The organism is uncultured Roseibium sp. (assembly GCF_947496995.1).
GTDB lineage: Bacteria > Pseudomonadota > Alphaproteobacteria > Rhizobiales > Stappiaceae > Roseibium.
The window spans coordinates 66,567-92,782 of the sequence record NZ_CANMFD010000005.1; the positions used below are offsets into that span (position 1 = coordinate 66,567).

The 26,216-nt window shown below is 61.0% G+C and carries 29 protein-coding genes; 12 read left to right on the plus strand and 17 right to left on the minus strand.

Features of this window, described 5'->3' with window-relative positions; translation table 11 throughout:
* Positions 1-24: 24 nt before the first annotated feature.
* A complete protein-coding gene (locus tag Q1B40_RS19280; RefSeq protein WP_299817978.1) occupies positions 25-1,452 on the plus strand; it encodes a mechanosensitive ion channel family protein in 1,428 nt (475 codons plus the stop codon).
* A 458-nt stretch (positions 1,453-1,910) separates the two neighbouring features.
* Here Q1B40_RS19280 and Q1B40_RS19285 read toward each other — a convergent pair whose 3' ends face one another.
* The 3 genes from Q1B40_RS19285 to gloB all read right to left on the minus strand — a co-directional run bounded on the left by Q1B40_RS19285 (position 1,911) and on the right by gloB (position 3,514).
* Positions 1,911-2,354: a cupin domain-containing protein gene (locus Q1B40_RS19285; RefSeq protein ID WP_299817981.1), complete on the minus strand. Its 444-nt coding sequence runs from the start codon at positions 2,352-2,354 to the stop codon at positions 1,911-1,913.
* Positions 2,355-2,398: 44 nt separating this feature from the next.
* Complete coding sequence (locus tag Q1B40_RS19290) at positions 2,399-2,614, minus strand: hypothetical protein (RefSeq protein ID WP_299817984.1); 216 nt, start codon at positions 2,612-2,614, stop codon at positions 2,399-2,401.
* A gap of 117 nt (positions 2,615-2,731) precedes the next feature.
* Positions 2,732-3,514 (minus strand): hydroxyacylglutathione hydrolase, encoded by a 783-nt coding sequence (gloB, locus tag Q1B40_RS19295; protein ID WP_299817987.1) that lies wholly within the window; start codon positions 3,512-3,514, stop codon positions 2,732-2,734.
* Positions 3,515-3,664: 150 nt separating this feature from the next.
* Between gloB and Q1B40_RS19300 the strand changes: the two genes are divergently transcribed.
* Positions 3,665-4,477, plus strand: coding sequence for a class I SAM-dependent methyltransferase (locus Q1B40_RS19300; protein WP_299817990.1), 813 nt, complete (start codon positions 3,665-3,667; stop codon positions 4,475-4,477).
* A gap of 9 nt (positions 4,478-4,486) precedes the next feature.
* Here the strand turns inward: Q1B40_RS19300 and metW are convergent, their stop codons facing one another.
* A complete protein-coding gene (gene metW, locus Q1B40_RS19305) occupies positions 4,487-5,119 on the minus strand; it encodes a methionine biosynthesis protein MetW (RefSeq protein WP_299817994.1) in 633 nt (210 codons plus the stop codon).
* The gene (locus Q1B40_RS19310) at positions 5,116-6,330 is read right to left on the minus strand and encodes a homoserine O-acetyltransferase (protein WP_299817997.1); all 1,215 of its coding nucleotides are present in this window, start codon (positions 6,328-6,330) and stop codon (positions 5,116-5,118) included. Before Q1B40_RS19310 ends, metW begins: the two co-directional genes overlap by 4 nt.
* 197 nt (positions 6,331-6,527) lie before the next feature.
* Between Q1B40_RS19310 and Q1B40_RS19315 the strand changes: the two genes are divergently transcribed.
* Genes Q1B40_RS19315 through Q1B40_RS19325 form a run of 3 tightly spaced genes read left to right on the plus strand, consistent with a single transcriptional unit; the run spans position 6,528 to position 9,492 of the window.
* Positions 6,528-7,418 (plus strand): chorismate mutase, encoded by an 891-nt coding sequence (locus tag Q1B40_RS19315; RefSeq protein WP_299818000.1) that lies wholly within the window; start codon positions 6,528-6,530, stop codon positions 7,416-7,418.
* The gene (hisC, locus tag Q1B40_RS19320; protein ID WP_299818003.1) at positions 7,415-8,551 is read left to right on the plus strand and encodes a histidinol-phosphate transaminase; all 1,137 of its coding nucleotides are present in this window, start codon (positions 7,415-7,417) and stop codon (positions 8,549-8,551) included. The genes Q1B40_RS19315 and hisC overlap by 4 nt, the downstream gene beginning before the upstream one ends.
* Positions 8,552-8,568: 17 nt before the next feature.
* Positions 8,569-9,492, plus strand: a complete 924-nt coding sequence (locus Q1B40_RS19325) for a prephenate/arogenate dehydrogenase family protein (protein ID WP_299818006.1) — start codon at positions 8,569-8,571, stop codon at positions 9,490-9,492.
* Positions 9,493-9,701: 209 nt separating this feature from the next.
* Here the strand turns inward: Q1B40_RS19325 and Q1B40_RS19330 are convergent, their stop codons facing one another.
* Positions 9,702-10,562, minus strand: a complete 861-nt coding sequence (locus Q1B40_RS19330) for a polyprenyl synthetase family protein (RefSeq protein ID WP_299819104.1) — start codon at positions 10,560-10,562, stop codon at positions 9,702-9,704.
* 194 nt (positions 10,563-10,756) lie between these two features.
* On the opposite strand from Q1B40_RS19330, the gene Q1B40_RS19335 reads away from it, so the two are divergent.
* The 4 genes from Q1B40_RS19335 to Q1B40_RS19350 all read left to right on the plus strand — a co-directional run bounded on the left by Q1B40_RS19335 (position 10,757) and on the right by Q1B40_RS19350 (position 13,706).
* Positions 10,757-11,977, plus strand: coding sequence for a cyclopropane-fatty-acyl-phospholipid synthase family protein (locus Q1B40_RS19335; RefSeq protein ID WP_299818009.1), 1,221 nt, complete (start codon positions 10,757-10,759; stop codon positions 11,975-11,977).
* Positions 11,964-12,707: a monofunctional biosynthetic peptidoglycan transglycosylase gene (gene mtgA, locus Q1B40_RS19340; protein ID WP_299818012.1), complete on the plus strand. Its 744-nt coding sequence runs from the start codon at positions 11,964-11,966 to the stop codon at positions 12,705-12,707. Before Q1B40_RS19335 ends, mtgA begins: the two co-directional genes overlap by 14 nt.
* Positions 12,708-12,886: 179 nt before the next feature.
* Positions 12,887-13,072: a 50S ribosomal protein L32 gene (gene rpmF / locus Q1B40_RS19345; protein ID WP_068408258.1), complete on the plus strand. Its 186-nt coding sequence runs from the start codon at positions 12,887-12,889 to the stop codon at positions 13,070-13,072.
* Between the two features lie 211 nt (positions 13,073-13,283).
* On the plus strand, positions 13,284-13,706 hold the full coding sequence (locus Q1B40_RS19350; RefSeq protein WP_299818016.1) for a hypothetical protein: 423 nt from the start codon (positions 13,284-13,286) through the stop codon (positions 13,704-13,706).
* Positions 13,707-13,754: 48 nt separating this feature from the next.
* Here Q1B40_RS19350 and Q1B40_RS19355 read toward each other — a convergent pair whose 3' ends face one another.
* From Q1B40_RS19355 to Q1B40_RS19365, 3 genes are all read right to left on the minus strand, one after another.
* Complete coding sequence (locus Q1B40_RS19355) at positions 13,755-14,396, minus strand: septation protein A (RefSeq protein ID WP_299818019.1); 642 nt, start codon at positions 14,394-14,396, stop codon at positions 13,755-13,757.
* Positions 14,397-14,591: 195 nt separating this feature from the next.
* Positions 14,592-15,320, minus strand: a complete 729-nt coding sequence (phbB, locus tag Q1B40_RS19360) for an acetoacetyl-CoA reductase (RefSeq protein ID WP_299818022.1) — start codon at positions 15,318-15,320, stop codon at positions 14,592-14,594.
* A 268-nt stretch (positions 15,321-15,588) separates the two neighbouring features.
* On the minus strand, positions 15,589-16,770 hold the full coding sequence (locus Q1B40_RS19365) for an acetyl-CoA C-acetyltransferase (protein WP_299818025.1): 1,182 nt from the start codon (positions 16,768-16,770) through the stop codon (positions 15,589-15,591).
* A 297-nt stretch (positions 16,771-17,067) separates the two neighbouring features.
* Between Q1B40_RS19365 and phaR the strand changes: the two genes are divergently transcribed.
* On the plus strand, positions 17,068-17,655 hold the full coding sequence (gene phaR, locus Q1B40_RS19370) for a polyhydroxyalkanoate synthesis repressor PhaR (protein ID WP_299818028.1): 588 nt from the start codon (positions 17,068-17,070) through the stop codon (positions 17,653-17,655).
* Between the two features lie 105 nt (positions 17,656-17,760).
* On the opposite strand, the gene Q1B40_RS19375 is transcribed toward phaR, so the two are convergent.
* Positions 17,761-18,192, minus strand: coding sequence for a heme-binding protein (locus tag Q1B40_RS19375; protein ID WP_299818030.1), 432 nt, complete (start codon positions 18,190-18,192; stop codon positions 17,761-17,763).
* 116 nt (positions 18,193-18,308) lie between these two features.
* Between Q1B40_RS19375 and ggt the strand changes: the two genes are divergently transcribed.
* Together ggt and Q1B40_RS19385 are read left to right on the plus strand one after the other, a co-directional pair.
* Positions 18,309-19,913 carry a gamma-glutamyltransferase gene (ggt, locus tag Q1B40_RS19380; RefSeq protein ID WP_299818033.1) on the plus strand — a complete coding sequence of 535 codons (1,605 nt, stop codon included), beginning with the start codon at positions 18,309-18,311 and terminating at the stop codon, positions 19,911-19,913.
* Between the two features lie 103 nt (positions 19,914-20,016).
* Positions 20,017-21,402 carry a multicopper oxidase family protein gene (locus tag Q1B40_RS19385; RefSeq protein WP_299818036.1) on the plus strand — a complete coding sequence of 462 codons (1,386 nt, stop codon included), beginning with the start codon at positions 20,017-20,019 and terminating at the stop codon, positions 21,400-21,402.
* 43 nt (positions 21,403-21,445) lie between these two features.
* On the opposite strand, the gene Q1B40_RS19390 is transcribed toward Q1B40_RS19385, so the two are convergent.
* The 7 genes from Q1B40_RS19390 to rpmI all read right to left on the minus strand — a co-directional run bounded on the left by Q1B40_RS19390 (position 21,446) and on the right by rpmI (position 26,210).
* On the minus strand, positions 21,446-21,757 hold the full coding sequence (locus Q1B40_RS19390; RefSeq protein ID WP_299818039.1) for a hypothetical protein: 312 nt from the start codon (positions 21,755-21,757) through the stop codon (positions 21,446-21,448).
* Between the two features lie 207 nt (positions 21,758-21,964).
* On the minus strand, positions 21,965-22,297 hold the full coding sequence (locus Q1B40_RS19395) for a hypothetical protein (protein ID WP_299818042.1): 333 nt from the start codon (positions 22,295-22,297) through the stop codon (positions 21,965-21,967).
* Between the two features lie 247 nt (positions 22,298-22,544).
* Positions 22,545-23,201, minus strand: coding sequence for a 3'-5' exonuclease (locus Q1B40_RS19400; RefSeq protein ID WP_299818045.1), 657 nt, complete (start codon positions 23,199-23,201; stop codon positions 22,545-22,547).
* A 5-nt stretch (positions 23,202-23,206) separates the two neighbouring features.
* Entirely contained in the window at positions 23,207-23,761 is a 555-nt protein-coding gene (locus Q1B40_RS19405) for an MAPEG family protein (RefSeq protein WP_299818048.1), read from the minus strand.
* 90 nt (positions 23,762-23,851) lie between these two features.
* The gene (locus Q1B40_RS19410) at positions 23,852-25,282 is read right to left on the minus strand and encodes a sodium:alanine symporter family protein (protein ID WP_299818051.1); all 1,431 of its coding nucleotides are present in this window, start codon (positions 25,280-25,282) and stop codon (positions 23,852-23,854) included.
* 346 nt (positions 25,283-25,628) lie between these two features.
* Positions 25,629-25,988 carry a 50S ribosomal protein L20 gene (gene rplT / locus Q1B40_RS19415; RefSeq protein WP_299818054.1) on the minus strand — a complete coding sequence of 120 codons (360 nt, stop codon included), beginning with the start codon at positions 25,986-25,988 and terminating at the stop codon, positions 25,629-25,631.
* Between the two features lie 24 nt (positions 25,989-26,012).
* Positions 26,013-26,210 carry a 50S ribosomal protein L35 gene (gene rpmI / locus Q1B40_RS19420; protein ID WP_068408237.1) on the minus strand — a complete coding sequence of 66 codons (198 nt, stop codon included), beginning with the start codon at positions 26,208-26,210 and terminating at the stop codon, positions 26,013-26,015.
* Between the last annotated feature and the right edge of the window lie 6 nt (positions 26,211-26,216).

A 26,216-nucleotide genomic window follows, 5' to 3' on the forward strand; every position in this document is an offset into this window, starting at 1 on the left:
CGGATCGTTCAGGAGCTGCAATTGATGTTTTCAAAAAAGGCATTTTCGACCGGACGTGTTGAAACCCCTGCGGTCGGCAAGTTGCTCATGCTGGCGGTGGTGACGTGCTGTCTCGCTGCCGTCCCGCGGCAAGCAGCGGCCCAGTCGGAGACGCAGCCGGCACCGATCGCCGCGGAAACGAATGCGTCCGACGACCGTGCCATTCAGCGCCGCATCCACGGCATATTCGAGGAGCTGGAAGGTCTGGAGAAAATCACGGTTTCCGTCAAATCAGGCGTTGTGACCCTGCAGGGAACCGTCGCGGAGGCCTCGCTGGCCAATCAGGCGAGGGAACTGGCCGAACGTGTCGACGGTGTGGTGGCCATCAGGAACGAACTGCAGGAGGAAACCGCGCTCGAGGAGCGGCTGGTTCCCGCGTACGAGCGCCTGCAGGCGCGCGCGTTTCAAGCGCTCAATTACATTCCGCTCGTGCTGGTTTCAGGAGCCTTGTGGTTTCTCGTCAGCTTTGTCGGCTATCTGGTCGCCGGACTGCAATGGCCGTGGAACCGGCTGGCGCCGAACGCCTTCATTGCCGATCTGCTCAGACAGATCATCCGGATTGTGTTTTTCATCATCGGTATCGTTCTGGCGCTCGACGTGCTGGGAGCAACGGCTGTAATCGGAACATTGCTCGGCGCAGCCGGCATCGTGGGTCTGGCGGTGGGGTTTGCGGTCCGCGATACGGTGGAAAATTATATCGCCAGTATCATGCTGAGTATCCGGCAGCCTTTCAGCCCGAAGGATTTCGTGAAAATCGAAAATTTCGAAGGAAGCGTGATCCGGCTTACGTCGCGGGCAACCATCCTGATGGAAATGGACGGCAATCACATTCGCATTCCGAATGCGATCGTCTTCAAGAGCACGATCATCAACTACACGGTAAACCCGCAGCGCCGCTTCACTTTCGAGCTTGGCGTCGATGCGGACAGCGAGTTGGACAGGGCTCTGCAGATCGGTCTGGAAACCGTCGCCTTGCAGGATTTCGTGCTGAAAGACCCCTCGCCGGACGCCTGGATCGACAGGGTTGGGGATTCGAACGTGCTTCTGACGTTCGCCGGATGGATCGACCAGAACAAAACCGATTTTCTGAGAGCCCGTTCCGAGGCGATGCGGCTGGTCAAGCAGGCGCTTGAATCCAGTGGCTTTTCATTGCCGGAGCCGATTTATCGCCTGCGCTTCGACAGCGATGCTGCTCTCCCGCACACTCTGCAAGAAGCGGGAAAACAAGCTGTGCCGGACCGGAAAAAGCAGCCGAAAAGACCACTTACGCCGAAAGCGGGCAAGGCGAAGGCTACGGATGCCGACAAGGATCTGGAAAAGCGCATCGATGAAGAACGCATGGCTTCGGGATCCGAAGATCTTCTCGACGAAGCTGCGCCGAAGGAATTCGGATCCAATTCTCCGCAATCATGACGGGTTTTGATCCTTTGAGCCCGGGCACGACAGTGCGGGTCGCAGGCGCAGTGCGTTCGTATTCGTGAAAGCTGGAATGTATTGAAGAAATCTCAGGCCGGGTGCTGATTTTACGGTTGGGAGGAAACCGTTGGATTTTTTTGTTCAGCACCCGGCCAGGCGGTCGCGGGGCAGGTAGAGGGATAACGCGATCAGGCCAGTCCGATGAAGGACAGGATCGCACCGACGACGACGATGAGGCCGACGAGATAAATGATGTTGTGCATTTCTGTCTCCTTGTTCCGAGAAGTGAACGTGCCAGCCGGAAATTGGTTCCACGGCGGCAGGTTTTTTTTCCGAAAAAAGAAGATTGGTGACCTTCGGCGGGTCAATACGAGCGGAAAGAGCTCTCGAGCATGCCGGGTTGAATTGAGTTCAGGAAATCGCCTGAACCCATCAATCCGCTTGTACGCGACAGGCTAGCTTCCCGGTTCCCAGCCTTCCGGAGCCATTTCAAATCCTTCAAACTGAAAACCCGGCGCCACGGTGCAGCCTACGAGTGTCCAGGATCCGAGCGAACGCGCCTGCTGCCAGGCGTCACGGGGGACCACGCCTTGCGGGCGTTGCCCGGCTGCGAGATCGTTTCCGACGGCAAGGACCTGTTTTGCCCGGCCATCCGTGCTGATGGAGAGCTCCAGGGGAGCGCCCGCGTACCAGTGCCAGGTCTCGACCGCATCGACCTTGTGCCAGCGGGAGAGCACACCTTCCGGCAGCAGGAAATAGATCAGCGTCGAAGCCGCGCGGCCGTTCTCGTCACTTACCTCGTCGCGGAAGGTCTCGGCATAAAAGCCGCCCTCGGGATGAGGCTGCATTTGCAGAAGGGCGACAATCTGCTCGGCGGTCAAATCTGGGCTGACGGGCATCTGGCCTCCTTGAATCGGAGAGCGGGCTTCGGGTCGCGCTCCGCTCAACTGGATTTGTTTTCGCTGCAAAAGGCGAGATCGTCAATGGTTTCGCGCAAGGCCGCGACCACTTCCTCGTAGAGCAGTTGCATGTCCAGCTTGTGTCCGCCGCCCTGTTGAAGCGGGATCGGTTCAGCCTGGTGAACGATGCGGCTGACCACGTCCTTCGCCCGTTGTTCGGCCGATCGCGAAAGATGATTTTCGCTGGTCGAAAGTGTCATGGTATCTGCCCCTTCATGATCACGATAACAGTGCATATGGGGGCAAAGACCGGGGTTTTAAGACTCAGGTTGCATAAAAGATGCCTTCGCGGTCCGGCTGATAACAGCCGGGGATGATCAGGCGTTGTCCTTGCGGGTGCGGATTTCGGCGAAGATCTCGGCGGCGGACTTGCCTGTCATGCCAAGTGCGGCAGCCACGGAAGGCTCGGCAGCGCGCAAAAAGGGGTTGGTTGCTTTTTCCCGGCCCATCGTGGTCGGCAGCGTCGCCGCGCTTCTGGAGCGCAATTCCGCGACTTCCTGTGCGCGTGCCTTCAGGTCTGCATTTTCAGGTTCGATGGTAAGGGCGAACCTGGCATTGGCCTCGGTATATTCATGGCCGCAGTAGATGACGGTGTCGTCCGGCAGTTTTCGGGCCAGCTTGGAAAGCGACGACCACATCATCTCCATGTCGCCTTCGAAGACCCGGCCGCAGCCCAGCGAGAACAACGTGTCGCCGGTATGGGCGAAGCCGAGGGCGGGGATATACCAGGAGATCTGGTCGAGCGTGTGCCCGGGTGTCGCAAGCGCCATCACCTCATAGGGACCGCACAACACACCGTCTCCGTCTTCAACGGTGCGGTCGAGTTCAGCGATCTTCTGGCGGGAGCGCTCGGGCCCGATCACTCGCGCCCCGGTTTTTTGCTTGAGCTCTCCAAGTCCCTGCACATGATCCCAATGGTGATGGGTGATGAGAATGTGGGTAAGTTTCCAGCCCTTCTCCTCCAGCGCCTTCTCATAGGCGCCCGCATCGGGCACGTCGAACGCGATGGTCGTGCCGCTGTCCGTGTCATGAAGGAGCACGCCGAAATTTGCCTCCAGGCAGGTGAACTGATGGATTTGCGTGGTGTCGTTCACGGCCATGAGAAGGCTCCTGCAATGGTTGGCTTGTTGAAACCTACAGTGTCAAAGAGATGCCTGCAGGGCAAGGCGAGAGAGCTTGCGCTTTTGCCTCGTTCCCTGTTCAATCGCGACCGGCTGTAACCTCAAGGGCATGGATAGGTCCACGACCTGATGTATCTCGACGTTGTCCACCTGCGCGCTTTTTACGATTTGCCTCTTGGACGGCTGCTGCGGGGCCTGATCGGGACGCCTATTCGCAAGATGTGGCCCGACCTGAAGGGGCAGAGCGTTCTGGGCATCGGTTACGCCGGACCGTTCATGCGGCCCTATCTCGACAAGGCCGAGCGGGTGATTGCAGCGATGCCCGCGCCACAGGGCGCCGTTCCATGGCCCCGTGAAAAGAACAGCAGCGCCTGCGCGCTTGTCGAAGACGACGCCCTGCCGTTTCCCGATGCCTATTTCGACCGGATCATGCTGGTACATGCGCTCGACCACTGTGCGGATCCGGCGGCTCTCCTGCGAGAGGCCTGGCGGGTACTCGCGCCCGGCGGGCGGCTGATCGCCGTCGTTCCGAACCGGCGCGGGCTGTGGGCACAGTCGGAGCTGTCGCCGTTCGGCTACGGACGCCCTTATTCGGGCAGCCAGCTCAAGGAGCTTCTGAAGACCAGCCAGTTCAATGTCTTGCAGGACAGGGAAGCCCTGTTCATGCCGCCTTCCAGAGCCCGGTTCATTTTGCGGGCGGCGCGGACATGGGAAGGTATCGGACGCCGGATCTGGCCCGCCTTTGGCGGCATATTAATCATGGAAGCGGAAAAGCTGGTGTTCAAGAGCTTGCCCGCGGACGGCAAGAAGAGCCGGTTGAGGGTGCTGCGGCCGGTCTTCCTTCCCGAAGGCGTCGCCACCGGGCTGAAACCCGTCCGCGCCCTGCAGCGGCCGGCCGGCACAACGCAGTACGTCGGCTCACAGATCCTTACGGACAAGTAAGGCCGTACCCTAGCGCTTCAGCAGAAAGACGGCCTGTTCGGCAACGATGTTCCAAACCCACCAGGGGGCGTTGACCGGGATCTTGTTGCCCTTGCCGCTGAGGGCGACGGCCTTCTCGACCTTGGCATCCAGCTCGTGGCAGAGCGCGACGAAATCCCTGAGCGAACAGAAATGAATGTTCGGCGTATCGTACCATTCGTAGGGCAGATATTTGGTCACCGGCATGCTGCCGCGAAACAGGAGCTGTGCCCGGTTGCGCCAATGGGCGAAATTCGGGATCGAGACGATCACTTCCTTGCCGATGCGCAGAAGTTCACTCATCACCCGTTTCGGTTCGCGGGTCGCCTGCAGGGTCTGGCTGAGAATGACGACATCGAAAGCCCGGTCGGGATAGTCGGACAGATCCGTGTCCGCATCCCCCTGGATGACCGAAAGACCGCGTGCGACACAGCGGTTGACGCCTTCCTGGGAAAGTTCGATGCCGCGTCCGTCCACCTGCCGCTCCCGGGCAAGCAGATCGAGCAGCGCACCGTCTTCCGACCCGATGTCGAGCACGCGGGCGCCTTGCGGCACCAGGGAAGCCACCACCTTGTGATCGCCGCGGATCTCGCCGGGTCCGGTCTTTATCGGGGACAGGTTCATGGCCGTGTCTCCACCTCTTCGCCCGGCGCCGGAAGACCTCGGGCGCGGGCCGCTCCGGTTATGAAGCCGCCGATGGTCTGAAACATTTCCGGCACGTCGAGAAGAAAGGAGTCGTGCCCGCGGTCGCTTTCGATCTCGACAAAGGAGACGTTCGCGGCGGCGGCGTTCAGGGCCTTGACGACCTGACGGCTCTCGGATGTCGGGAACAGCCAGTCGGACGTGAAAGACATGACGCAGAAACGGGTCCTGGTGTCCTTGAAGGCGTTCGCCAGCGATCCGCCGAATTCCTGGGCCAGATCGAAATAGTCCATGGCCCGGGTCACATAGAGATAGGAATTCGCGTCAAACCGGTCGACGAATGTCATTCCCTGATGACGCAGGTAGCTCTCGATCTGGAAATCGGCGTCGAACCCGAATGTCAGGTGTTCCCGGTCCTGAAGGTTGCGGCCGAATTTCTGATGCAGGGACTCATCGGACATATAGGTGACGTGGGCAGCCATGCGCGCCACCGCGAGACCCTTGGTCGGGCGGACGCCCTCTTGGATGTATCTGCCGGCGCGCCAGTCCGGGTCGGCCATGATCGCCTGGCGGCCGACCTCGTGAAAGGCGATGTTCTGGGAGGTATGGCGTGCGGCCGCGGCGATCGGAACGGCGGCAAAGACCCGTTCCGGATAGCTCACCGCCCATTGCAGCACCTGCATGCCGCCCATGGACCCGCCGATCACGGCGAACAGCGTGTCGATCTCCAGATAATCCAGCAGCCGGGCCTGGGCGCGGACCATGTCGCGGATCGTGACCACCGGAAGATCCAGTCCGTAAGGGGCACCGGTCTTCTGGTTCAGCGATGCCGGCCCGGTCGTGCCGAGGCAACCGCCCAGCACGTTGGCGCAGATGACGAAATAGTGGTTTGTGTCTATCGGCCTGCCCGGACCGACCATGAGGCTCCACCAGCCGGGCTTGCCGGTCACCGGATTGGTCGAAGCGGCATACTGGTCGCCGGTGAGCGCATGGCAGACCACGACGGCGTTGGTCTTGTCGGCGTTCAGCTCGCCATAGGTCTCGTAGGCAATCTGCCAGGGGCCGAGCCTGACACCCGAATCCAGTTCCAGCGCTTCGTCCGCCGAAAAGCGCACAAGCTTGCTGGAAGGTGTTTCGACTTCGCTCGCCTTGAGATCTTCGGTGGCAGCGGAATTGGCTTTGTCGGCGGACATGTCTTCTTGAATCTGCTCTTTATCGTTCCGGGTGAGTTTCCTGACCGATTGCAAAGATCCGGGCCTGACGGGTGCGCCAGCCAGACTGGCGACCTAGCCGCGCGAAGTCGCCGGAGTCAATGTTTTCTTTTGCGTTCCAACGATCACATGCCTATGACTATCCGCCGCTGAACTGAAAAAGAAGGCCGGAGCCTCACATGTCTCAATTGCCGGACAGCGGACTGGCGCTGGACGATCTTCGAACCCGGATCGATGCCATAGACGCGCGCATCCATGCCGCTTTGATGGAGCGCGCGCAAGCCGAATCCGGGATCGCAGCCGCTTCTGTTTCCGCAGGCGGAACCGGTGCCCTGTTTCATCCCGAACGTGACGCGGACATGATGCGCCAGATGGTGGAACGGCACGAGGGCGATCTGCCGCTGGTGACCGTGGAGCATCTGTGGCGCGACATTATCTGCGCATGCACCAATCTTCAGTCGCAGGCGGCCGTACATCTGGACGGCAGCGCCGAACTGATCGACATGCTGGATCTGGCCCGGTTCTACTTCGGATTTTCGGTCGAACTGGTTCCCGGCAGCGATGCGGTCGATGTCGTCGGTGCCGTCGCCGCCTCAAAGGGTGATCTGGGTCTTGTCGCGCTGACCGACCGGGCGGAGATGCCCTGGTGGCGGGAACTGGGCGAGGCCGGAGCCCTGGTGCGGGCGCGCCTTCCTTTCCTGGTCCTGGACGAAAGGCCTGCGGATCTTCCGGCGCTGGTCCTGGCTCAGGCGGACGGTCTGGTCGAGACAGCGGATATCGCCGTCTACGACGCGCGCTGGACGGATCTTCTGCCCGGCAAGCTGATGGACCAGGGTATCGAGGTGTTGAGCTTCTTCCGCTCCGCCAGTGGCGTCGATGCGCTGATCGCGATCTCGGCCGATGTGCCGGAAGAAGATGTTATCAAGGCCTGCGCCGCGGCGGGGGCCGAACCTGAAGTCTTGAGACGTGTGGGCGGATACGCCGCGCCGATCGACGGCAACGGCGATCCGGACGAAACATTCGAGCCGGAAGATGATGCCGGACTAGTGAAAGAGGGCGTTCTGGAATGAACGACATGGCAACAGTGAAACAAGCCGGAGAAACGGCGACACGGCGTCCCCGGCCGAGAGCTGGCGTGCTGGATATTGCGGCATATGTGCCTGGGAAATCCAAGGGTTCGCACGGCAAAACCGTGCACAAGCTTTCCTCCAACGAGACACCCCTTGGTTTCAGTGCAGCCGCCAGGGCGGCTCTTGAGGATGTTGCGCGGCATCTGGAACTCTACCCGGATGGGTCCGCGTCCGAATTGCGCGCCGCGATTGGCGAAGTCTACGGGCTTAATCCGGAGCGTATCATCTGCGGCGCCGGATCGGATGAAGTGCTGAGCATGCTCGCCTATGCCTATCTGGGGCCGGGCGATGAGGCGATTTATTGCGAACACGGCTTTCTGGTTTACGACATTGCCATTCGGGCCGCGGGAGCGACCCCCGTGGTTGCCCCGGAAACCGACCTGACCACGGATGTCGACGCGATCCTTGCCCGGGTGACGGACAAGACGCGTATGGTGTTCATCGCCAACCCGAACAATCCCACCGGGACCTATCTGCCTTTCTCGGAAGTCCGGCGCCTGCATGAAGGCCTGCCGGCCGATGTCCTGCTGGTGCTGGATGCCGCCTATGGCGAGTATGTCCGCCGCAACGACTATGAAAGCGGGATCGAACTTGCCGCGACCGCCGACAACGTCTTCATGACCCGAACCTTTTCGAAGATCTACGGCCTTGCCAACCTGCGCCTCGGCTGGGGTTTCGGCCCGGCGCATGTCATCGACGCTCTCAATCGCATCCGGGGGCCGTTCAATGTCTCCGGCGTGGCTATAGCTGCGGGTATTGCGGCTGTCAGGGATCGTGAGTTTGTGGAGCTGTCCGTCGATCACAACGAAAAATGGCTTCCCTGGCTGACGTCGGAGCTGGAGGCACTCGGTCTGACGGTTACTCCAAGTGTCGGCAATTTCGTGCTGATCCACTTTCCGGATGAAGACGGCAAGCGGGCGGTGGACGCGGATGGCTATCTCCTGGAGCGCGGCTGCGTGTTGCGTCTTGTCGGAAACTACGGCCTGCCGAACGCGCTGCGCATGTCCGTCGGCTCGGAAGACGCCAACCGGACGGTCGTTGCGCATCTGAAAGACTTCCTGGGATCAGCCTGAAAGCAATACGAGACACAATGACCGGTACTCCCCTTTTTGAACGCATGGCCCTGATCGGGATCGGCCTGATCGGGTCTTCTCTCGCGCTGGCCGCCCGCGAGCGTGGCCTGGTCGGGGAAATAGCGATCTCCACACGGTCGCCGGACACCTTGAGACGGGCCGAGGAACTGAACCTCGGGGACATCTATTGTCTGGACGCTGCCGTCGCGGTGGAAGGCGCCGATCTGGTTATCCTGTGCGTGCCGGTGGGAGCGAATGAAGCCGTTGCGAAATGGATCGCGCCGGCCCTGAAGAAGGGCGCCATCCTGACGGACGTCGGCTCGACCAAGGGGTCGGTGATGGAGCAGGTCAGCCCGCATGTGCCCGATGGTGTGCATTTTATTCCCGGGCACCCGATCGCCGGAACGGAACAATCCGGTCCGGATGCCGGGTTTGCAACGCTGTTCGATCAACGCTGGTGCATCCTGACCCCTCCAGCGGGCGTGAATGAGCAGGCGCTGGAGAAGCTGGCGGCCTTCTGGCGCGGATGTGGCTCCGATGTCGACCAGATGGACGCCAAGCACCACGATCTGGTACTGGCCATCGTCTCGCATCTTCCGCATCTGATCGCCTACAACATCGTCGGCACGGCCGATGATCTGGAAACCGTCACCAAGTCGGAAGTGATCAAGTATTCCGCGTCGGGCTTTCGTGACTTTACCCGTCTGGCGGCTTCCGACCCGACCATGTGGCGCGACGTCTGCCTGAACAACAAGGACGCGATCCTGGAGATGCTGTCGCGGTTCTCCGAGGACCTGTCCGCCATGCAGAGGGCCATCCGCTGGGGCGACGGCGAGATGCTGTTCGATCTCTTCACCCGCACCCGGGGCATCCGCCGGTCGATCATCGAGGCTGGTCAGGAAACCGACGCGCCGGACTTCGGGCGGCACGCGAAGGACTGACCGACGGTTGGTCGAGATGCTGACAGAGTCGTGGCTTTACCGTCGTCATCCCGGCCAAGCGAAGCGCGAGCCGGGACCGGTGAGCCGTAAGGCCTGATAGAGCCGAGGCTTTTCTATTGAATATCCTTGGCTCACCGATCCCGGATCTTCGCTACGCTGCGTCCGGGAGGACGACCTGAAGGGGTGTCAGCAGGCTGGCTGACCTAAGGTCAGTTCGTGCGGCTGACGATGAATTCGGCGATGGCCGTCAGGGTCTGTGCCTTTGCGCCATAGGGCTTCAGCAGGGTTTCGGCTTCCTGCAGCAGACGGCCGAGTTCCTGGCGTGTTTTTTCCGCTCCCCACAGCCCGACCAGCGTCGCCTTGCCCGCTTCGGCGTCCTTGCCGGTTGCCTTGCCCGTTGCTTCCGGGCTTGCCTCGACATCGAGCAGATCGTCGGCCAGCTGGAATGCCAGCCCGATGACTTCGCCAAAGCGTGTCAGGCGATCGATATCTACGGGTGGTGCGCCCGCCAGCAGACCACCCGCGCGGCAGGCATAACGCAACAGCGCGCCGGTTTTCATCGATTGCAGTTGGCGGATCTCCGCGTCGGTCCGCTGTCTGTGCTCCGATTCCAGATCGAGCATCTGTCCGCCGGCCATGCCGCCGATGCCGGCGGCGCGCGCCAGGTCGCGGGAGAGGCGCAGACGGATCGCGGCATCGGAGTGCACGGCGTCATCGGCGATCACGTCGAAGGCGAGCGTCAGCAGCGCGTCCCCGGCCAGAATGGCGGCCGCCTCGTCGAAGGCCTTGTGCACCGTCGGCTGGCCGCGGCGCAGGTCGTCGTCGTCCATTGCGGGCAGGTCGTCATGCACCAGCGAATAACAATGGATGAGTTCCAGGGCACAGGCAGCCTTGAGCACACCGTCATCTTCGCGGCCGAACAGTCCTGCCGTTTCCCATACGAGGATCGGACGCAGGCGTTTGCCGCCGTTGAGAGCGCCATGGCGCATTGCCGCCATCAGTTTCCGCGGGCGGGTGGTTTCCCCATCGGAGGCGGCATCGCTCAAAATGCGATCCAGAACCGTCTCGATACGTTCGGCCCGCGTTGCCAGATGCTGTTTCAGGTCAAATGTCACCAATGTGCTCCAGGACGTCGATCGATAACTGTTGCAAGGACCGGGTTTCCCTGAGACCAATTGCCTGTATCGTCAAGACTCGAATTTGAAAAAGACCGTTTGATTGTCCGTTTGACGCCTGGAAACCACTCTGTTTGGAGAATTTTCTCATGAAATTGCTGTCGAGCCTGCTGCGATCCTTCATCAAGCGTGGGCGAATGCGCGTGATCGACGTTGCCGGGACTGTGCATGAATTCGGGTCCGGCGAAGACGGGCCGACGGTCACGATCCGCCTGCATGACAAGGCGCTCTACAGATCGTTGTTCCTGAACCCTGAGCTGGCGGCCGGTGAAGCCTATATGGACGGCACGCTGACCATGGAGGAAGGCTCCACCTGCTACGACTTCATGTTCCTGTTTTCCATCAACAGGGCACCGCTCGGAGCCAATCCGGTTCAGGGACTGCTGCGCAAGGGCTGGAAGCTCTTCAGACGACATCAGCAGAAGAACAACGTGGAGCGGGCGAAGTCCCAGGCACGCCATCACTATGATCTGTCGACGGAGCTCTACAGGCTGTTCCTGGACGACGGACTGAACTACTCCTGCGCCTATTACCGGGACCCGGACGAGCCGCTGGAATCGGCCCAGGCGGCGAAACTGAACCATCTCGTCGCCAAGCTCGATCTCAAGCCGGGCATGGAGGTGCTGGAGATCGGCGGCGGCTGGGGATCCCTGGCAATCCGCATGGCCGAGGCAGGGGCGCGGGTCACCTCCCTGAACGTGTCTCCCGAGCAGATGAAAATCGCCGAGGAGCGCGTCCGGGCTGCCGGCCTTGAGGACCGTGTCACATTCGTGCTGAAGGACTACAGGGAATTCAACGGCCAGTTCGACCGGATCGTTTCGGTCGGCATGATGGAACACGTGGGCATCGGTCATCTGGACGCCTATTTCGGCCAGATCCGCAGCTGTCTGACGCAGAAGGGCTATGCGGTCGTGCATTCCATCGGGCGCATGACGCCGCCGGGAACCACAGGTCCCTTTATCCGCAAACATATTTTTCCCGGGGGCTATGTGCCGGCCCTGTCGGAAGTCTTTGCATCGACCGAGCGGCTTGGACTATGGGTCTGCGATGCGGAGATCCTGCGGCTGCACTACTATTACACCATTCGCGACTGGCGCCGGCGTTTCGAGGAAAACCGCGCGGCGGCCGCGGACCTCTACGATGAAACCTTCTGCAGGATGTGGGAGTTTTACCTCTGTGCGGTCGAATTGGGTTTCCTGCACGGATCCAATATGGTCTTCCAGCTTCTGCTGTCAAAAGAACGCGATGCCGTGCCGATTGTCCGGGATTTCATCGTCGACAACGAACGGGAACTGAATGGCGAAGGTTAAGCCGGCAAGAGGCGGAGCATCGGGGGCGGGCGGAACATCCGGGCGCAATCGCAGTCTTTGGAAATCCATCCGCATCCGGATCTTCCAGATACTGCTGGTTCTGATTCTGCTGCCGCCGGTGCTGACGGTGATCTATTCGGTGGTGCCGCCGGTGAGCACGCTGATGATCGGCCGTTATGTGCAGTTTCTCTGGGTCGATCGGCAATGGGTGCCTCTCGACCAGATTTCGCCCAACCTGATCAAATCCGTGATTACCTCCGAGGACAGCGGCTTTTGTGAAAATCACGGCGTGGAATGGGATGCCCTGCAGGATCAGGTCGAGGCCCTGAGCGAGGGAGAAAAGCCGCGTGGCGCCAGCACGCTTACCATGCAGACCGCGAAAAACCTGTTTCTCTGGGGTGACCGCTCCTATTTCCGCAAGGCTCTGGAATTGCCGCTGGCGTTGATGATCAATGCCATTCTCTCCAAGAAACGAGTCCTGGAAATCTATCTGAACATCGCCGAATGGGGCGAAGGTGTTTTTGGAGCTGAAGCCGCCGCCCAGGCCTGGTTCGGCAAACCGGCGAAGGATCTCACGCGGGTGGAGGCGGCCCGGCTCGCCACGGCGCTCCCCAATCCGCTTGCCCGCAATTCGGCAAAGCCGGCGCCCGGGCACCGGCGGCTGGCCGCGACCAATCTTGCCAGAGTCAATGCGGCAGGGTCGATTTTCGGGTGCGTTCTGGAGAAATAAGACAAAGGTTTTGCCGCTTGAAACGGCTTGTTTGCTTGGGAAAAAGAATTTTTTGTCTTTGGGGTGGCAAAACACCGGCGTTGCCTGTATAACGCCGCCCATTCCAACACGTTGCGTGCTACCACGCCCCGGGCAACCCGGTCCGGGCCGCGCGGTTATGGACCACGGAGAAAAACAAAATGGCCGTTCCAAAGAGAAAAACGTCGCGTTCCAAGCGCGGTTTTCGTCGTTCCACGGACGCCCTGAAGCAGCCGACTTACGTCGAGGACAAGGATTCGGGCGAACTTCGCCGTCCGCATCACGTTGACCTGAAGACCGGCATGTACCGGGGCCGTCAGATCCTGACTGCGAAAGAAGAGGCGTAAAGCCCCGACTTTTTCGATCCGGATCGCCGCATGGCACAACAGGATTGAGGCTGGCTTGCATGACAGGCCGGCCTTTTTCTTGTGCGGAGTTCCTTAGGACGAACGTTCTCTGCAGTCCTGGAATGACAGAACGTCTTGAATTGGCCCTCAAGATCGTGTCAGCTCCCGGCATTCCGCCCAATCGGGGTTCATTCATTCCGGGAGCCGCAGCATGCGTCTTTTCTCCGCCATTCCTTTCACGCTGTTCGCGCTTCTGATCTACAACGGGTTCGCCTTCACGGCGGGGGCGGCCGATCCTGCCTTCTGGGCCCGGCCCGTGATCAATATCGGGATGGTCTCCGGCGCGACTTTCGAGCTTCTGGCCAGCGACCTGCTTATTACCGCCGGCCTGTTCTTTCTGTTCATAGAAATTCTGAAAGCCACGCGCATCGGCACGACCGCGCTGCTCGACCACATGTTCTCGGTTCTGGTTTTTGTCGCCTACCTGGTGGAGTTTCTGGTGGTGCAGGAGGCCGCGACATCCGTATTCTTCATCCTGATGGCGATTGCCCTGATCGATGTGATCGCCGGCTTTTCCATCTCCATCACCGGCGCCCGCCGGGACGTGTCCTTTGGACACGGCGAGATGCATTAGAGCATGTCACTGATACTCAGCTGAAAAACTCTACCGGAAACGGCTGCTTCAAGCGTCGCCGGGCTTGTCCGGGAGCGCGTACTTCTGAATCAGCGGCAGTTGGGTCAGGGTGAAGAGAAGGGTGATCGGCAGGATGCCGAAGACCTTGAAACTGACCCAGAAATCGGTCGAGAAGCTGCGCCAGACAATCTCATTGATCGCGGCCAGCACGAAAAAGAACACACCCCAGCGGAATGTCAGCTTGCGCCAGCCCTCGTCGGTCAGCTGGAAGGCGCTGTCGAAGACATAACCGAGCAGGGCCTTGCCGAACAGCAGGCCGCCCAGGAGTATGGTGCCGAACAGGCAGTTGACGATGGTCGGCTTCAGCTTGATGAACAGGTCATCGTGGAGCCAGAGCGTCAGGGCGCCGAAGACCAGCACGACGACGCCGGACACCAGCGGCATGATCGGCAGGCGCCGGGTCAACACCAACGAGACGACAAGCGAAATGGCGATGGCCACCATGAAGGCGGCTGTTGCCAGGAAGATCGGCTTGCCGACCGCTTGCAGCACGGGAAACGCGGCCGCGATCTGCTCGCCCCTGGCATTGAACAGGAAGAATACTCCGAGCGGACCGAGCTCCAGCGCCAGCTTCAGAAGCGGCGACATTTCCTTGCGGGTCGGGTCGTTCGGGCCGTGTTCGAATTCCATCTTGGTGTCTCATCCCGTTACTGGATTTCACTGCACCGGACATAGGTGATGCCATGTGCCGGGGTCAAGCTTTGCGGCCCGGGTTTGGGCAGGAGCCGGGCAGGCTGCCCGGCTTTTCACGAATGCTACCGGTGCTGCCGCTCATAAAAAAGGCGCCCGAGGGGGCGCCTTTTCGAAATCTGTTTCCGCAGCCGTTCAACCGTTGGCGATATACTGGCCACCATTGATGGTCATGACGGCGCCGGTCATGAAGGCGGCTGCATCGGAGGCCAGGTAAACCACCGTCTGGGCGATTTCCTCCGGATGGCCGAGACGGCCGACCGGGATGTTGGCGACAATCGATGCCAGCACCTTTTCCGGCATGGCCGCGACCATGTCGGTGTTGATGTAGCCCGGACAGATGCAGTTGACGGTGATGCCCTTGAAGGCATTTTCCTGCGCCAGCGCCTTGGTAAAGCCGATGACACCGGCCTTGGCGGCGGAATAATTGGTCTGACCCATCTGGCCTTTCTGGCCGTTGATGGACGAAATGTTGATGATGCGCCCGGCGCTGCGTCCGCGCATGCCGTTGATCACCGGATGCGTCATGGTGAACATGCTGTCGAGGTTGGTCGACATAACCGCGCGCCACTGCTCGAAGTCCATCTTGTGGAACATGCCGTCGCGGGTGATGCCGGCGTTGTTGACGAGAACGTCGACGGGACCCAGATCCGCTTCCACCTTGGCGACGCCGGCGGCGCAGGCTTCAGGATCACCGACATCCCATTTGTAAACGTGAATGCCGGTTTCGGCCTTGAAGGCCTCCGCTTTTTCAGTGTTGCCGGCATATGTGGCCGCGACAGTGTAGCCTGCGTCCTTCAGGCCACGCGAAATAGCTTCGCCGATGCCCCGTGTCCCACCAGTGACCAATGCGACCTTGCTCATTCCCTTCCCTCCTCAACTTCCGGTTCGGGCCCTGTCGGGCTCTCTGACCAACCTGCTTTCATGTGGAGCCACATGAACGTGGCGTTGATCGAATTCAGTCTTCTTGAGCCGCCTGTCCGCGTTCACGGATAGCTGCCAGGGTTTGCAGGCCAGGTTCTGCCTGACTTCTGTTCTTGAGCCATGGCCGGCGGAAACCGGCCATGATCCACGTCAATTCGATCAGCGGAAGTTCCGTCGGGATCGACGAAACCTCCGATGCTTCAGCCGATTACCGTTCCAGGCACATGGCGACACCCATGCCGCCGCCGATGCACAGGGTGGCGAGGCCCTTCTTGGCGTCGCGCCGGCCCATCTCGTGCAGCAGGGTGGTGAGGACGCGGGCGCCGGAAGCGCCGATCGGGTGGCCGATGGCAATCGCGCCGCCGTTGACGTTGACGATGTCCGGGTTCCAGCCCATGTCCTTGTTGACGGCACATGCCTGCGCAGCAAAAGCTTCGTTGGCTTCGACAAGGTCAAGATCGGCGGCGGACCAGCCGGCCTTTTCCAGGGCCTTGCGCGAAGACGGGATCGGGCCGGAGCCCATGATCGCCGGGTCGACGCCGGCCGTTGCCCAGGAAGCGATACGGGCGAGCGGGGTCAGGCCGCGCCTTTCGGCTTCCGCCGCGCTCATGACCACCAGCGCAGCAGCGCCGTCATTGAGGCCGGATGCGTTCGCCGCGGTGACCGAGCCGTCCTTGGTGAAGGCCGGGCGCAGCTTGGCAACGCTTTCCAGCGTCGCGCCGTGACGGATGTATTCATCGTCCTCAACCACACGCTCGGCCCTGCGTTCGGTAACGGTGACCGGTGTGATCTCGTCCTTGAACTTGCCGGCCTTCTGGGCGGCTTCGGCCTTGTTCTGGGATGCGACGGCGAATTCGTCCTGCTGCTCGCGGCTGATCTGCCATTTCTGGGCGACATTCTCGGCGGTCTGACCCATGTGGTAGCCGTTGAAGGCATCCCAGAGGCCGTCCTTGATCATGGTGTCGATCATCTTGTAGTCGCCCATCTTGTACCCGGCGCGCATATGGGCGCAGTGGGGGGACAGCGACATGCTTTCCTGGCCGCCGGCCATCATGATCGTGGCGTCGCCGGCCATGATCTGCTGCGCGGCGATCGCAACGGTGCGCAGGCCGGAGCCGCACACCTGGTTGAGGGTCCATGCGGTGGAGCTGGCGGGGATGCCGGCGTGGATGGCCGCCTGGCGTGCCGGGTTCTGTCCCTGCCCTGCCGTCAGCACCTGACCGAAGACAACCTCGTCGATGTCGCCCGCTTCGATGCCGGCCTTTTCCAGGGCGGCTTTCATGACGACGGTGCCCAGATCATGCGCCGGGGTGTTGGCAAAAGCTCCATTGAAGGACCCGACAGGCGTGCGGGTCGCGCTGACAATGACAATATCGGTGGAAGCGCTCATCATACTCTCCAGAACTTGAGGTCTATTGGCCGTAGAAGGCTGGTAGCTCTACGGAAACTTGTGACCCTTGACGATGGATGGACTAGAAACCGCACCAGCATTCGTGTCAACCGTAACACCCCTTATCGGCGGGTTGTTTTCGCATTTGCGGCATCATCCTTTTGGTGGCGTCTATAAAAAGAGTGGCACGATCCGATATGATTGGCTTAGTCTCATGTACGGAGGTGACGGCAGAAGGGCGAAGGCCTTGTCGTCAAATGGGAAACAAGCCGTAAGGCTGACAGGCGGAAGTAACGAATGGCCAAGACCAACGAGCCGACAATCATCAAGAAATACGCCAACCGGCGGCTCTACAATACGGGCACCAGCACCTATGTGACGCTTGAGGATCTGGCGGTGATGGTGAAGGGAGAAGAGGATTTTGTGGTCTTCGATGCAAAAAGCGGCGACGACATCACACGGTCCGTGCTGACGCAGATCATTTTCGAGCAGGAAGGCAAGGGGCAGAACCTGCTTCCGGTGACGTTCCTGCGCCAGCTGATCCGCTTTTACGGCGACAGCATGCAGGGGATCGTGCCGAGCTTCCTGGAATATTCGATGACGTCCCTGACGAAGGAACAGGAAAAGCTGCGCGAGCAGATGAGCGGAGCGTTCGGCGTCACTGCCTTCGATGCCATCGAGGATCAGGTCAAGCGCAACACCGAGATGTTCGAACGGGCGATGAAGATGTTCATGCCGTTCCCGACCGGTGAAGGCGCGGCGACTTCGGAAACGTCGTCCGACGAGGCAAAGTCCGGCAAGGCGGGCGCGTCGGATCTGGACGACATGAAGCGCCAGCTTGAGGAAATGCAGAAGAAGATCAGTCAGCTTTCCGACAAAAGCTGACACGTTCGGGCATCTTGGCGGGCCTTGACGCAGACCCGATCACACCTCGGCCCTGATCGAACACCAGTCGGGCGCCGCTGTTGCGCGCGCTCAACCGGCATCCTCTTAACCGCAGTCCGAAACGAGATTCACCGCCTCGATACCGGCAACCGCGCAGGCTTCGTCATTGTCCGAGCTGTCGCCGGTGATGCCGACAGCGCCGAGCGTTTCGCCCTCAGCATTCCTGATCAGCACACCGCCGGGCACCGGAACGATGGCACCGCCGGAGACCCCGTTCAGGGCGTTGACGAAATGCGGCCGCGACTCCGCGTTGGCATTCAGCCATCTGGTTCCGGTTCCGACCGCCAGCGCTCCGATGGCCTTGCCGGTGGCGATCTGCGGGCGCATGATCGAGGAACCGTCCTGGCGCTTGACGACGATGGTGTGGCCGCCGGCGTCCAGAACCGCGACCGTCAACGGCTTCAATTTCAGCTCAGCGGCTTTTTCAAACGCGGCGGAAGTGATTGTCTCTGCTATTGAAAGTGTGAGTTTGCGCATTTCGCCGCTTCTCCTTAAGGTGCTGTCGCAAAGAAGGTTTGCTACCAGAACCGCGCGTTGCAGGCTAGGCGTATTCGCCGACAAGCAATTAGCGCAAAACGGAAAAGATGGGCGGGATGAATTCAGTGAATCGGGATTTTCAGGTACCGGGCCGGTCTCCGGTCCATGCGCGCGAAGCGATGGCGTCCACATCGCATCCGCTGGCGACGAGCGCGGCGCTTGAAGTTCTTCAGGGTGGAGGCAACGCGGTCGATGCGGCCATCGCCGCCGTTGCGGTGCAGTGTGTCGTCGAACCGCATATGACGGGCATCGGCGGCGATTGTTTCGCAATCGTCATGGAGCCCGATGGCCGCCTGACCGGTTTCAACGGCTCGGGAGCAGCGCCACGTGCGGCGACGCCGCAGAAGCTGGCCGAGCTCGGAGTTACACAAATCACCGATACCTCGCCCCATGCCGTGACGGTGCCCGGGGCGATCCGGGCGTGGGAAACCCTGCTCAAAGCCCATGGCACGCGGGATTTCAAATCCCTGTTCAGCCGCGCGGTACGCTATGCCCGTGATGGTTTTCCGGTCGCCCCGCGCGTCGCCCACGACTGGGTGGGTGAGGTCGACAAACTTGCCGGCGACCCGCTGTCGGCCGCCAGATACCTGGTTGACGGGAAAGCGCCCAAGGTCGGCACGATCCTGAAATATCCGCGCCTGGCCGATACGCTGGAGAAGATCGCCGAAGGCGGCGCCGATGCCTTCTATGGCGGGGACATCGCCGACGACATTGTCGCCGCGCTTCGCTCGCGCGGCGGACTGATGACCCGGGACGACCTGGCCGCCTGTCACACGACCGCGGTCGCGCCGGTGCTGCGCGATTACAAGGGGCACACGGTCGCCGAACTGCCGCCCAACGGCCAGGGCATCATCGCGCTGGTCATGCTCGGAATTCTGGAGCGGTTCGACCTGGAGAAGCTGGATCCCATCGGGGCGGAACGCTTTCATCTGGAAATGGAGGCGGCCCGGCTTGCCTATGGGGTACGGGACAGGTTCGTCACCGATCCGGGTTACATGGATGTCTGTCATTCCCATCTGATCGGCGAAGACTATCTTGACCAGCTCGCCAAGCAGATCACCACCGGCGGGCGCATGGCCTCCGTGCCGCATGCGCAGCTGGCGCCGCAGACCGACACCGTCTATCTCACGGTGGTGGACAAGGACGGCCTTGCCGTCTCCTTCATCAACTCGCTGTTCAGCAGCTTCGGCAGCGGCATTGTCGCGCCGGACAGCGGCGTCCTGCTGCATTGCCGGGGCAAGTCCTTCAAGGCGGAGCCAGGTCATGCGAATTCGATCGACGGCGGCAAACGGCCAATGCACACGATCATTCCGGCCATGGTTCTGAAAGGCGGCGCTCCGTGGCTGTCCTTTGGCGTGATGGGCGGTCAGTATCAGGCCTGCGGTCATGCCCATGTGCTGACCAACATCATCGATTACGGCATGGATGTGCAGGCGGCGATCGATTTCCCGCGCATGTTCTTCAACATGGACACCCATGAGCTGGAGGCGGAACACCGGATACCCTCCTCGACCCTCGACGGATTGAAAGCGCTGGGGCACTCCGTGGTTCCGGCCCCTGAACCGATCGGCGGCAGCCAGGCAATCATGATCGACAAGGCCCGCCGCCTGCTGACGGCCGGTTCCGATCCGCGCAAGGACGGTCACGCGGCCGGTTATTGACCGACCGGTCTCCTGTCCCATCCGCGTCAATTTGAACCTTGAGTCATCAGTCCTCCGGGTGTTGAGTGCGGCCGGACGCGCCCGCACGAGATGAGGTCTTCAGATGCCCGGTCCTTCGAGGCGAGAATTTCTGCTTGGCGGCACCGCAAGCCTTGCGGCTTTTGCCGCCGGAAGCTTCGGTGCCAGTCAGGCGCAGGCCGCCGACCATGCTCTTACCCTTGCCGGCCTCGATCATCGCATTCTGCCGGAGACGCTTACCCGGGGCATGATGAGTTTCTCCCCGGACGGACCGCCGCCTGTCTTGCGGTTCAAACAGGGTGTGAAAACGACAATCGACGTCACGAATGCACTTCAGGAAGCTTCGGTTGTTCACTGGCACGGATTGAGGATCGCCAACCGGATGGATGGCGTGCCCTATCTGACGCAATACCCCATAGAAGCCGGGCAGACGTTCCGCTACGCGTTCACCCCGCCGGATGCGGGAACGTTCTGGTATCACCCCCATTGCAACACGCTGGAGCAGATGGCCCGTGGGCTGACGGGCGTTCTTGTCGTGGAAGAGGCGCAGGATCCGGGGTTCGACCGCGATCTGCCCCTGAATATCCGCGATTTCCGTCTGGGCGGAGACGGCCAGTTCATCGATTTCTTCAAACCCCGCAACGCCGCCCGCGGCGGAACCTACGGCACGGTCTCGACCGTCAACTGGCAGGTTGACCCGGTCTACGATCTGGAAGCGGGCAGTCTGGTGCGGCTGCGCCTTGCGGTGACCGATGTCACCCGCGTGGGCAGCTTTGAGATTGCCGGAGCCGAGGCGCAGGTGATTGCGCTCGATTCCAATCCCCTGCCCATGCCGTTGCCGGCGTCGGACATGCTCCTGGCGCCCGGTCAGCGCGCCGATATCGCCTTGCGGGTGCCGGACGATGAGAGCGAAGAGGTCCACCTGGTGTTGAACCGGCCGAACGGCGCGAAGGTCATGGCCCGGTTTCGACCCAGGGGACCAAGCCTTCAACGGGATCTGCGCGAGCTGACAGCTTTGCCGCCCAATCCTGTTGCCGAACCCGATCTTGAAAATGCGGAAGTCCTGGATTTCGTCTTCGGATGGTCGCCGGAAGGCGATGCGCCGCAATCGAGCCTGTGCGGGTCGCTCGGCTATACGTTCTGGTCAATCAACCGGGTTGCCTGGCCCGGCGACCTGCCCGGCCCCTTCGATCCACTGGCGCGGCTGAAACGGGGCAAGTCCTATATTCTCCGGCTGCGCAACGAGACGCCGAACGATCATCCGATCCATCTGCACGGCGTGTCGTTCAAACTGCTGCGGTCCAACAAGCGCAAGCTGCCGCCGCTCGTGACGGACACGGCGTTGCTGCGCTCGCAGGAAACGATGGAAGTCGCGCTTGTCGCAGACAATCCCGGTGATTGGGCGTTCCATTGCCATGTGATCGAACATCAGAAAACCGGTCTGGCTGGTTTCCTGAGGATCGAAGATTAGAGCTTCGGGTGCGGGAGCCGGACGTATTGCGCAGGCTGGGACGTCACACCGAAACGGACCAGGAATGAAATTTCCGCTCGTTATCGGCCGCCGATGCATATTGTGCCAGATGCTGTTGCCGCTCCAGATGGGTTTCATCGGAGGCATGGCGGCCTGCCAGAAGCTGCGTGGCGTATTCGGAGTGAGCGCCGTAACGGGCGGTGCGCTGCAGGGCGGCCGATGCGATATGGGCGGGGAGTGTCGCGATCTCACCGGGCCAGACGCCGGCGGCAGATGTGTTGTCCCGACCTGATGCGGCGACCGGCTTTTGCCGGATGCGCAAGGGACGGATTGCGGAAACAGGGTTCACTTGCATTTCAAGCTCCGTGGCGGGCCAGTCCGTGGCCAATCTTTCGGAGTCCGGAAGTATCCCGGATCTGAGGAGGAGCTTAGGTGTCGCGGGGTGGGAAAACTGTGCTGCCTGTCACAAATAGGCAGATTTCACGAGGATGTCCGGGCATCCCATGAAGCAACCGGTCCGGATATGCGGATCAGGCGGAAGGTTGCCGGAACTGCTGTCGGATCAACGTTCGGTCTTGAGAAGATGACCGGCGGCGCGCTGGCGCGGCAGGGCAGCGGTGGCGCGGTAGCTGTCGACGCCGCGCAGAGGTTCGGTCCGCCTGAAGGTACGTGTCTGCGGGTCGTTGTCCCTTGTGGCGATCAGATGCGCGAGGAAAACCGAGTTCGGATAGTAGCGGGTTGCGAAAGCCGCCTGTTCCTGCTCCAGGACCGGCTGCACGGGGACCGGAAGATTGGACGCAAAATCCGGCTGGTGCTCGCTCGCGGTCTCTCCCGTTGGGGGACGCTTGCGCCTCACATTGGCACGGTCTGCCGAAGTTACCGGGTTCACTCGCACGTTTAAACGCCTCGTTGTTTCAGAATGGGACGCATTCCGCGGCCTTGCCTGAAACGTCGCAATCACCATGCCAATATAGGGAGGCGTTAACCTTTTGTCCCGGAAATCTGCCGATCTTTCTTCAAAAAGTTAACAAGACGCCGCGAAACGGCACAAAAATTAATGCATTTCGGGGATAGCGGTGAGAACTTCCGGAGGGTGGTTGCGGGCGGGTGCCGACTCGCCTGAACGGACAATCACCCGGGCGCTACGGAGCTGAGGGCAGCCTTCGGCGCAAGTCCGCTTCATCCAGCGGGAGGCGGAAATCGGGCGGCGCGAGCCTGCCGGTCCGGAGCAGGTGCTGCAGGCTGACGGCGATCGACATGGCATCGTCGAGGGCGTCATGCTCGCGCCTTTTCTCACGGTCGAGCTGAAAATACCTCGCCAGCTGGCCGCTGGTCGTTTTGACCAGGTCCTCATAGGGCATGCCGGCCAGAAGGGCGAGGCCCGCGGCATTGCCGAACCGCTGTATCGGCATTTTGGGAGCGCGGCCTTCGACAAAACAACTGATGGCAAAGAGGTTCAGTTCGTCCTTGCCCCAGGACCACAGGGTTGCTTCTCCGCAGAAGGTCTCAAAGCCGTTGAGGGCCTCGGCCAGACCGACGCCGGCCCGGTCGAAAGAAGCCTGGTCTATCCCTGTCAGCTCTGTGAAAAATGGGTCCGGTTTGGTTTTTCGGCCATATCTGTCCTTCGGGCTGATGAGAACCTGAAATGTCTCCAGGATCTCATGACCGGGATCGAGCGAGAGCTTGACCGCACCGATCTGGGCCACGGATGGGTCCGGATCGAGCGGGCCGCCCCACATACGTCTCATGGCACCTGGAGCCGTGAGATATTCGCAATCGAAGATGACGGCGTTGGGCATGCCGGTCACACCAACGCGAGAAACATGCTGGCTAGAAACAGCAACACGGTGGAATAGAACGTCAGCGCGAAACCGAAGGCACGCGAACCGGCCCCATGGACATAGCCGTGCCAGAACAGGGCGCGTCCGCAAAAGAACAGCAGCGCTGCCACCGGCAGAGCGCCAAGCCACTGCGACGGTGCGAGAGCGGCGAAGCTGCCATAGACAAGAGCGGCCAGAACGGTCTGTTCAAGCGTGTTCTGCAGCACCGCCTGAAGTATTTTGGCTTTGTCCGTACCCGCAGTGAGTCCGCTGCCGTCGATGTCCGCCGGGGTAAAGAAGCGATGCCGGGCGAGTGCGCCGATACATATGAGCAGCCATACGCTGATCACCAGAATGCATCTGGCCGCGAAGCCCAGCCGTTCGCCGGGCGTGTCATCCGGAAGCCAGTTTGCAGGTGGTAGCACTGCCCCGGCGCTGAGCGCCAGTCCACATATGACGATGGCCGTGATCATGCCCTTGAGGACAGGGAGCTGTTTTGGGGAAAGTGAAATGGGCGGACACCGACGGGTTGCATTCAATCCATGTCCTAAAGGAAACACATGTTGGCGCAAAAGAAAAGCGCGGCGAGGGGGCCGCGCTTTTGCGTTTTCAATTGGCGTTCACCCCGCTCAGTCAGGGGCCTTGCCGGTCCACGCCGTGCGGTCGAGATCCAGATCGGCGAACTTGTCGGGATCCAGAACCGGGCGGGCGATGCCGTCCCGGAGCTGACCCTTGAAGTCGTCGAGGATCCGCTTTGCGGTCGGAAACAGCATCATCAGGGCCAGAAGGTTCACCAGGGCCAGAACGCCCATCAGCGGGTCGGAGAAGAAGAAGACGGATGTGGCGTTCGGCGCCGTTGCTCCGAGAAACACGACCCCCATGACCACCACACGCAGGATCTGCGGTGCGGCGGCGTTTTCTGTCATCGAACTCAGGGCGTTTTCGCCGAGATAGTAGTTGTAGATGATGGAACTGAAGGCGAAGAGCAGGATCGCAAGCGCGAGGAAGTAGCTGGTCCATTCTCCGAGATGGGAAACCAGCGACTGCTGGGTCAGAACGATGCCGTCCACGCCTTCTGCGCCCGGTGAATAGACGTCACCCATCAGAATGACCATCGCGGTACAGGTGCAGATGATCATCGTGTCGATGAAGACGGAGAAGGACTGGGTGATCCCCTGGCTGACGGGGTGGCGCACTTCCGCGGTTGCCGCAACGTTCGGCGCGGAGCCGAGGCCGGCCTCGTTGGAGAACAGCCCGCGGCGCAATCCCTGTGCGATCGCAGCTCCCATGCCGCCACCGACAGCTTCCTCGAAACCGAAGGCATTAGCGACGATCGTGTAGAGAACCGCCGGGATTTCGGTAAAGTTCAGGAGGATGATGATCAGAGCCATGGCGATGTAGCCGATCGCCATGATGGGAACGATCACATCGGCGACCTTGGCAATGCGGTGAATGCCGCCGAAGATGATGATGCCGGTGACGATGGTGAGCGCAATTCCCGTCCAGAGCCGCCCGATGCCCAGACTTTCCTCGACAGCGCCCGCGACGGTGTTGCCCTGGAAAGCGTTGAAACCGAGGGCGAAGGACGCGATCAGGCAGACCGCATAGAGAATTGCCAGCCACTGGTATTGCCTGCCCAACCCGTAAAGGATCGAGCGGGCGGGGCCGCCATGGTAGGTGCCGTCTCCGGCGGAGCGCTTGTAAAGCTGGGCGAGAGAACATTCGATCAGGCTGGTCGCCATGCCGACAAGGGCGATGGCCCACATCCAGAAGACCGCTCCCGGCCCGCCGAGAGTGATCGCGACCGCGACACCCGCGATATTGCCGCCGCCGACACGGCCGCCGACGGACAGGAGCAGGGCTTCACGCGCCGAAATCGCATTGGGGTCGCCGGACTGGTTCTTCGAAGACAGAACCCGGAACATGCGCAGGAAAAACCGGAACTGTACGAAGCCGGTGACGACCGTGAAAAAGATACCGATGACGACAAGAAACGGGATGAGTGCCCATCCCCAGGTGAAATCACCGATCAGCGCGAAAAACGACTCGACAAACTGCATGGCTCCAGCCTCCCTTTGTTTTTCTTCCAGGTTCCGACGGAGCGTGGGACCCTGGTCGAAATCAGAAGGTAGGCTTCAAATCAGGGAGAAGGCAACAGAAAAGGGGAGGCACTTGAATATACAATCTGAGGCTGTGCGAGCCTCAGCTCAGGGGGCGGGATCAGGCCTGGACGGCCGTCGACAGGTCACCAGTCTGAAGCGATCAAAGAGTTGAAAATTCAGTGATTTCAAAGTGTTGTGGCATCGTGACCATGTTCAATCATCGCTGGGTGGCCGTAACGAAAAAACGCGGCCCCTGGGGACCGCGTTCCTTGAAATCAGATCCGGCCGGACTGGCCGGAAAAACTCAGGCGGCAAGAGCGCCTTCTGCCTGATCGACCAGGAGCTTGAAGGCATCCGGCTGGTTGATGGCGAGGTCAGACAGAACCTTGCGGTCGACTTCGATGCCGGCCTTGCTCAGGCCGTTGATGAAGCGGCCATAGGTCATGCCGTGCTGGCGGGTTGCCGCGTTGATGCGCTGGATCCAGAGCGAACGGAACGTGCGCTTCTTGGCCTTGCGGTCGCGGTAGGCGTATTGTCCTGCCTTCTCGACGGCCTGCTTGGCAATGCGGATGGTGTTCTTGCGGCGGCCATAATAGCCTTTTGCAGCCTTCAGAACTTTCTTGTGGCGAGCGTGGGCGGTTACGCCCCGTTTGACGCGTGACATCTGGTAATCTCCTTGGGGCTGGCGTTATGCGTAGGGCAGGAACTGCTTCACGATCTTTGCATCCTGGTCGCTCAACGTGGTTGTGCCACGTGCGTTGCGGATGAACTTGGTCGTGCGCTTGATCATGCCGTGACGCTTGCCTGCCTGGCCGGATTTCACTTTACCGGTCGCAGTCAACTTGAAGCGCTTCTTGGCGCCTGACTTGGTCTTCAGCTTGGGCATTTTGCA

Coding starts and splice junctions, on each gene's coding strand:
- Q1B40_RS19280 (WP_299817978.1), top strand. CDS start 25: ATGTTTTCAAAAAAGGCATTTTCGACCGGACGTGTTGAAACCCCTGCG.
- Q1B40_RS19285 (WP_299817981.1), bottom strand. CDS start 2,354: ATGCCCGTCAGCCCAGATTTGACCGCCGAGCAGATTGTCGCCCTTCTG.
- Q1B40_RS19290 (WP_299817984.1), bottom strand. CDS start 2,614: ATGACACTTTCGACCAGCGAAAATCATCTTTCGCGATCGGCCGAACAA.
- gloB (WP_299817987.1), bottom strand. CDS start 3,514: ATGGCCGTGAACGACACCACGCAAATCCATCAGTTCACCTGCCTGGAG.
- Q1B40_RS19300 (WP_299817990.1), top strand. CDS start 3,665: ATGTATCTCGACGTTGTCCACCTGCGCGCTTTTTACGATTTGCCTCTT.
- metW (WP_299817994.1), bottom strand. CDS start 5,119: ATGAACCTGTCCCCGATAAAGACCGGACCCGGCGAGATCCGCGGCGAT.
- Q1B40_RS19310 (WP_299817997.1), bottom strand. CDS start 6,330: ATGTCCGCCGACAAAGCCAATTCCGCTGCCACCGAAGATCTCAAGGCG.
- Q1B40_RS19315 (WP_299818000.1), top strand. CDS start 6,528: ATGTCTCAATTGCCGGACAGCGGACTGGCGCTGGACGATCTTCGAACC.
- hisC (WP_299818003.1), top strand. CDS start 7,415: ATGAACGACATGGCAACAGTGAAACAAGCCGGAGAAACGGCGACACGG.
- Q1B40_RS19325 (WP_299818006.1), top strand. CDS start 8,569: ATGACCGGTACTCCCCTTTTTGAACGCATGGCCCTGATCGGGATCGGC.
- Q1B40_RS19335 (WP_299818009.1), top strand. CDS start 10,757: ATGAAATTGCTGTCGAGCCTGCTGCGATCCTTCATCAAGCGTGGGCGA.
- mtgA (WP_299818012.1), top strand. CDS start 11,964: ATGGCGAAGGTTAAGCCGGCAAGAGGCGGAGCATCGGGGGCGGGCGGA.
- rpmF (WP_068408258.1), top strand. CDS start 12,887: ATGGCCGTTCCAAAGAGAAAAACGTCGCGTTCCAAGCGCGGTTTTCGT.
- Q1B40_RS19350 (WP_299818016.1), top strand. CDS start 13,284: ATGCGTCTTTTCTCCGCCATTCCTTTCACGCTGTTCGCGCTTCTGATC.
- Q1B40_RS19355 (WP_299818019.1), bottom strand. CDS start 14,396: ATGGAATTCGAACACGGCCCGAACGACCCGACCCGCAAGGAAATGTCG.
- phbB (WP_299818022.1), bottom strand. CDS start 15,320: ATGAGCAAGGTCGCATTGGTCACTGGTGGGACACGGGGCATCGGCGAA.
- Q1B40_RS19365 (WP_299818025.1), bottom strand. CDS start 16,770: ATGAGCGCTTCCACCGATATTGTCATTGTCAGCGCGACCCGCACGCCT.
- phaR (WP_299818028.1), top strand. CDS start 17,068: ATGGCCAAGACCAACGAGCCGACAATCATCAAGAAATACGCCAACCGG.
- Q1B40_RS19375 (WP_299818030.1), bottom strand. CDS start 18,192: ATGCGCAAACTCACACTTTCAATAGCAGAGACAATCACTTCCGCCGCG.
- ggt (WP_299818033.1), top strand. CDS start 18,309: ATGAATTCAGTGAATCGGGATTTTCAGGTACCGGGCCGGTCTCCGGTC.
- Q1B40_RS19385 (WP_299818036.1), top strand. CDS start 20,017: ATGCCCGGTCCTTCGAGGCGAGAATTTCTGCTTGGCGGCACCGCAAGC.
- Q1B40_RS19390 (WP_299818039.1), bottom strand. CDS start 21,757: ATGCAAGTGAACCCTGTTTCCGCAATCCGTCCCTTGCGCATCCGGCAA.
- Q1B40_RS19400 (WP_299818045.1), bottom strand. CDS start 23,201: ATGCCCAACGCCGTCATCTTCGATTGCGAATATCTCACGGCTCCAGGT.
- Q1B40_RS19410 (WP_299818051.1), bottom strand. CDS start 25,282: ATGCAGTTTGTCGAGTCGTTTTTCGCGCTGATCGGTGATTTCACCTGG.
- rplT (WP_299818054.1), bottom strand. CDS start 25,988: ATGTCACGCGTCAAACGGGGCGTAACCGCCCACGCTCGCCACAAGAAA.
- rpmI (WP_068408237.1), bottom strand. CDS start 26,210: ATGCCCAAGCTGAAGACCAAGTCAGGCGCCAAGAAGCGCTTCAAGTTG.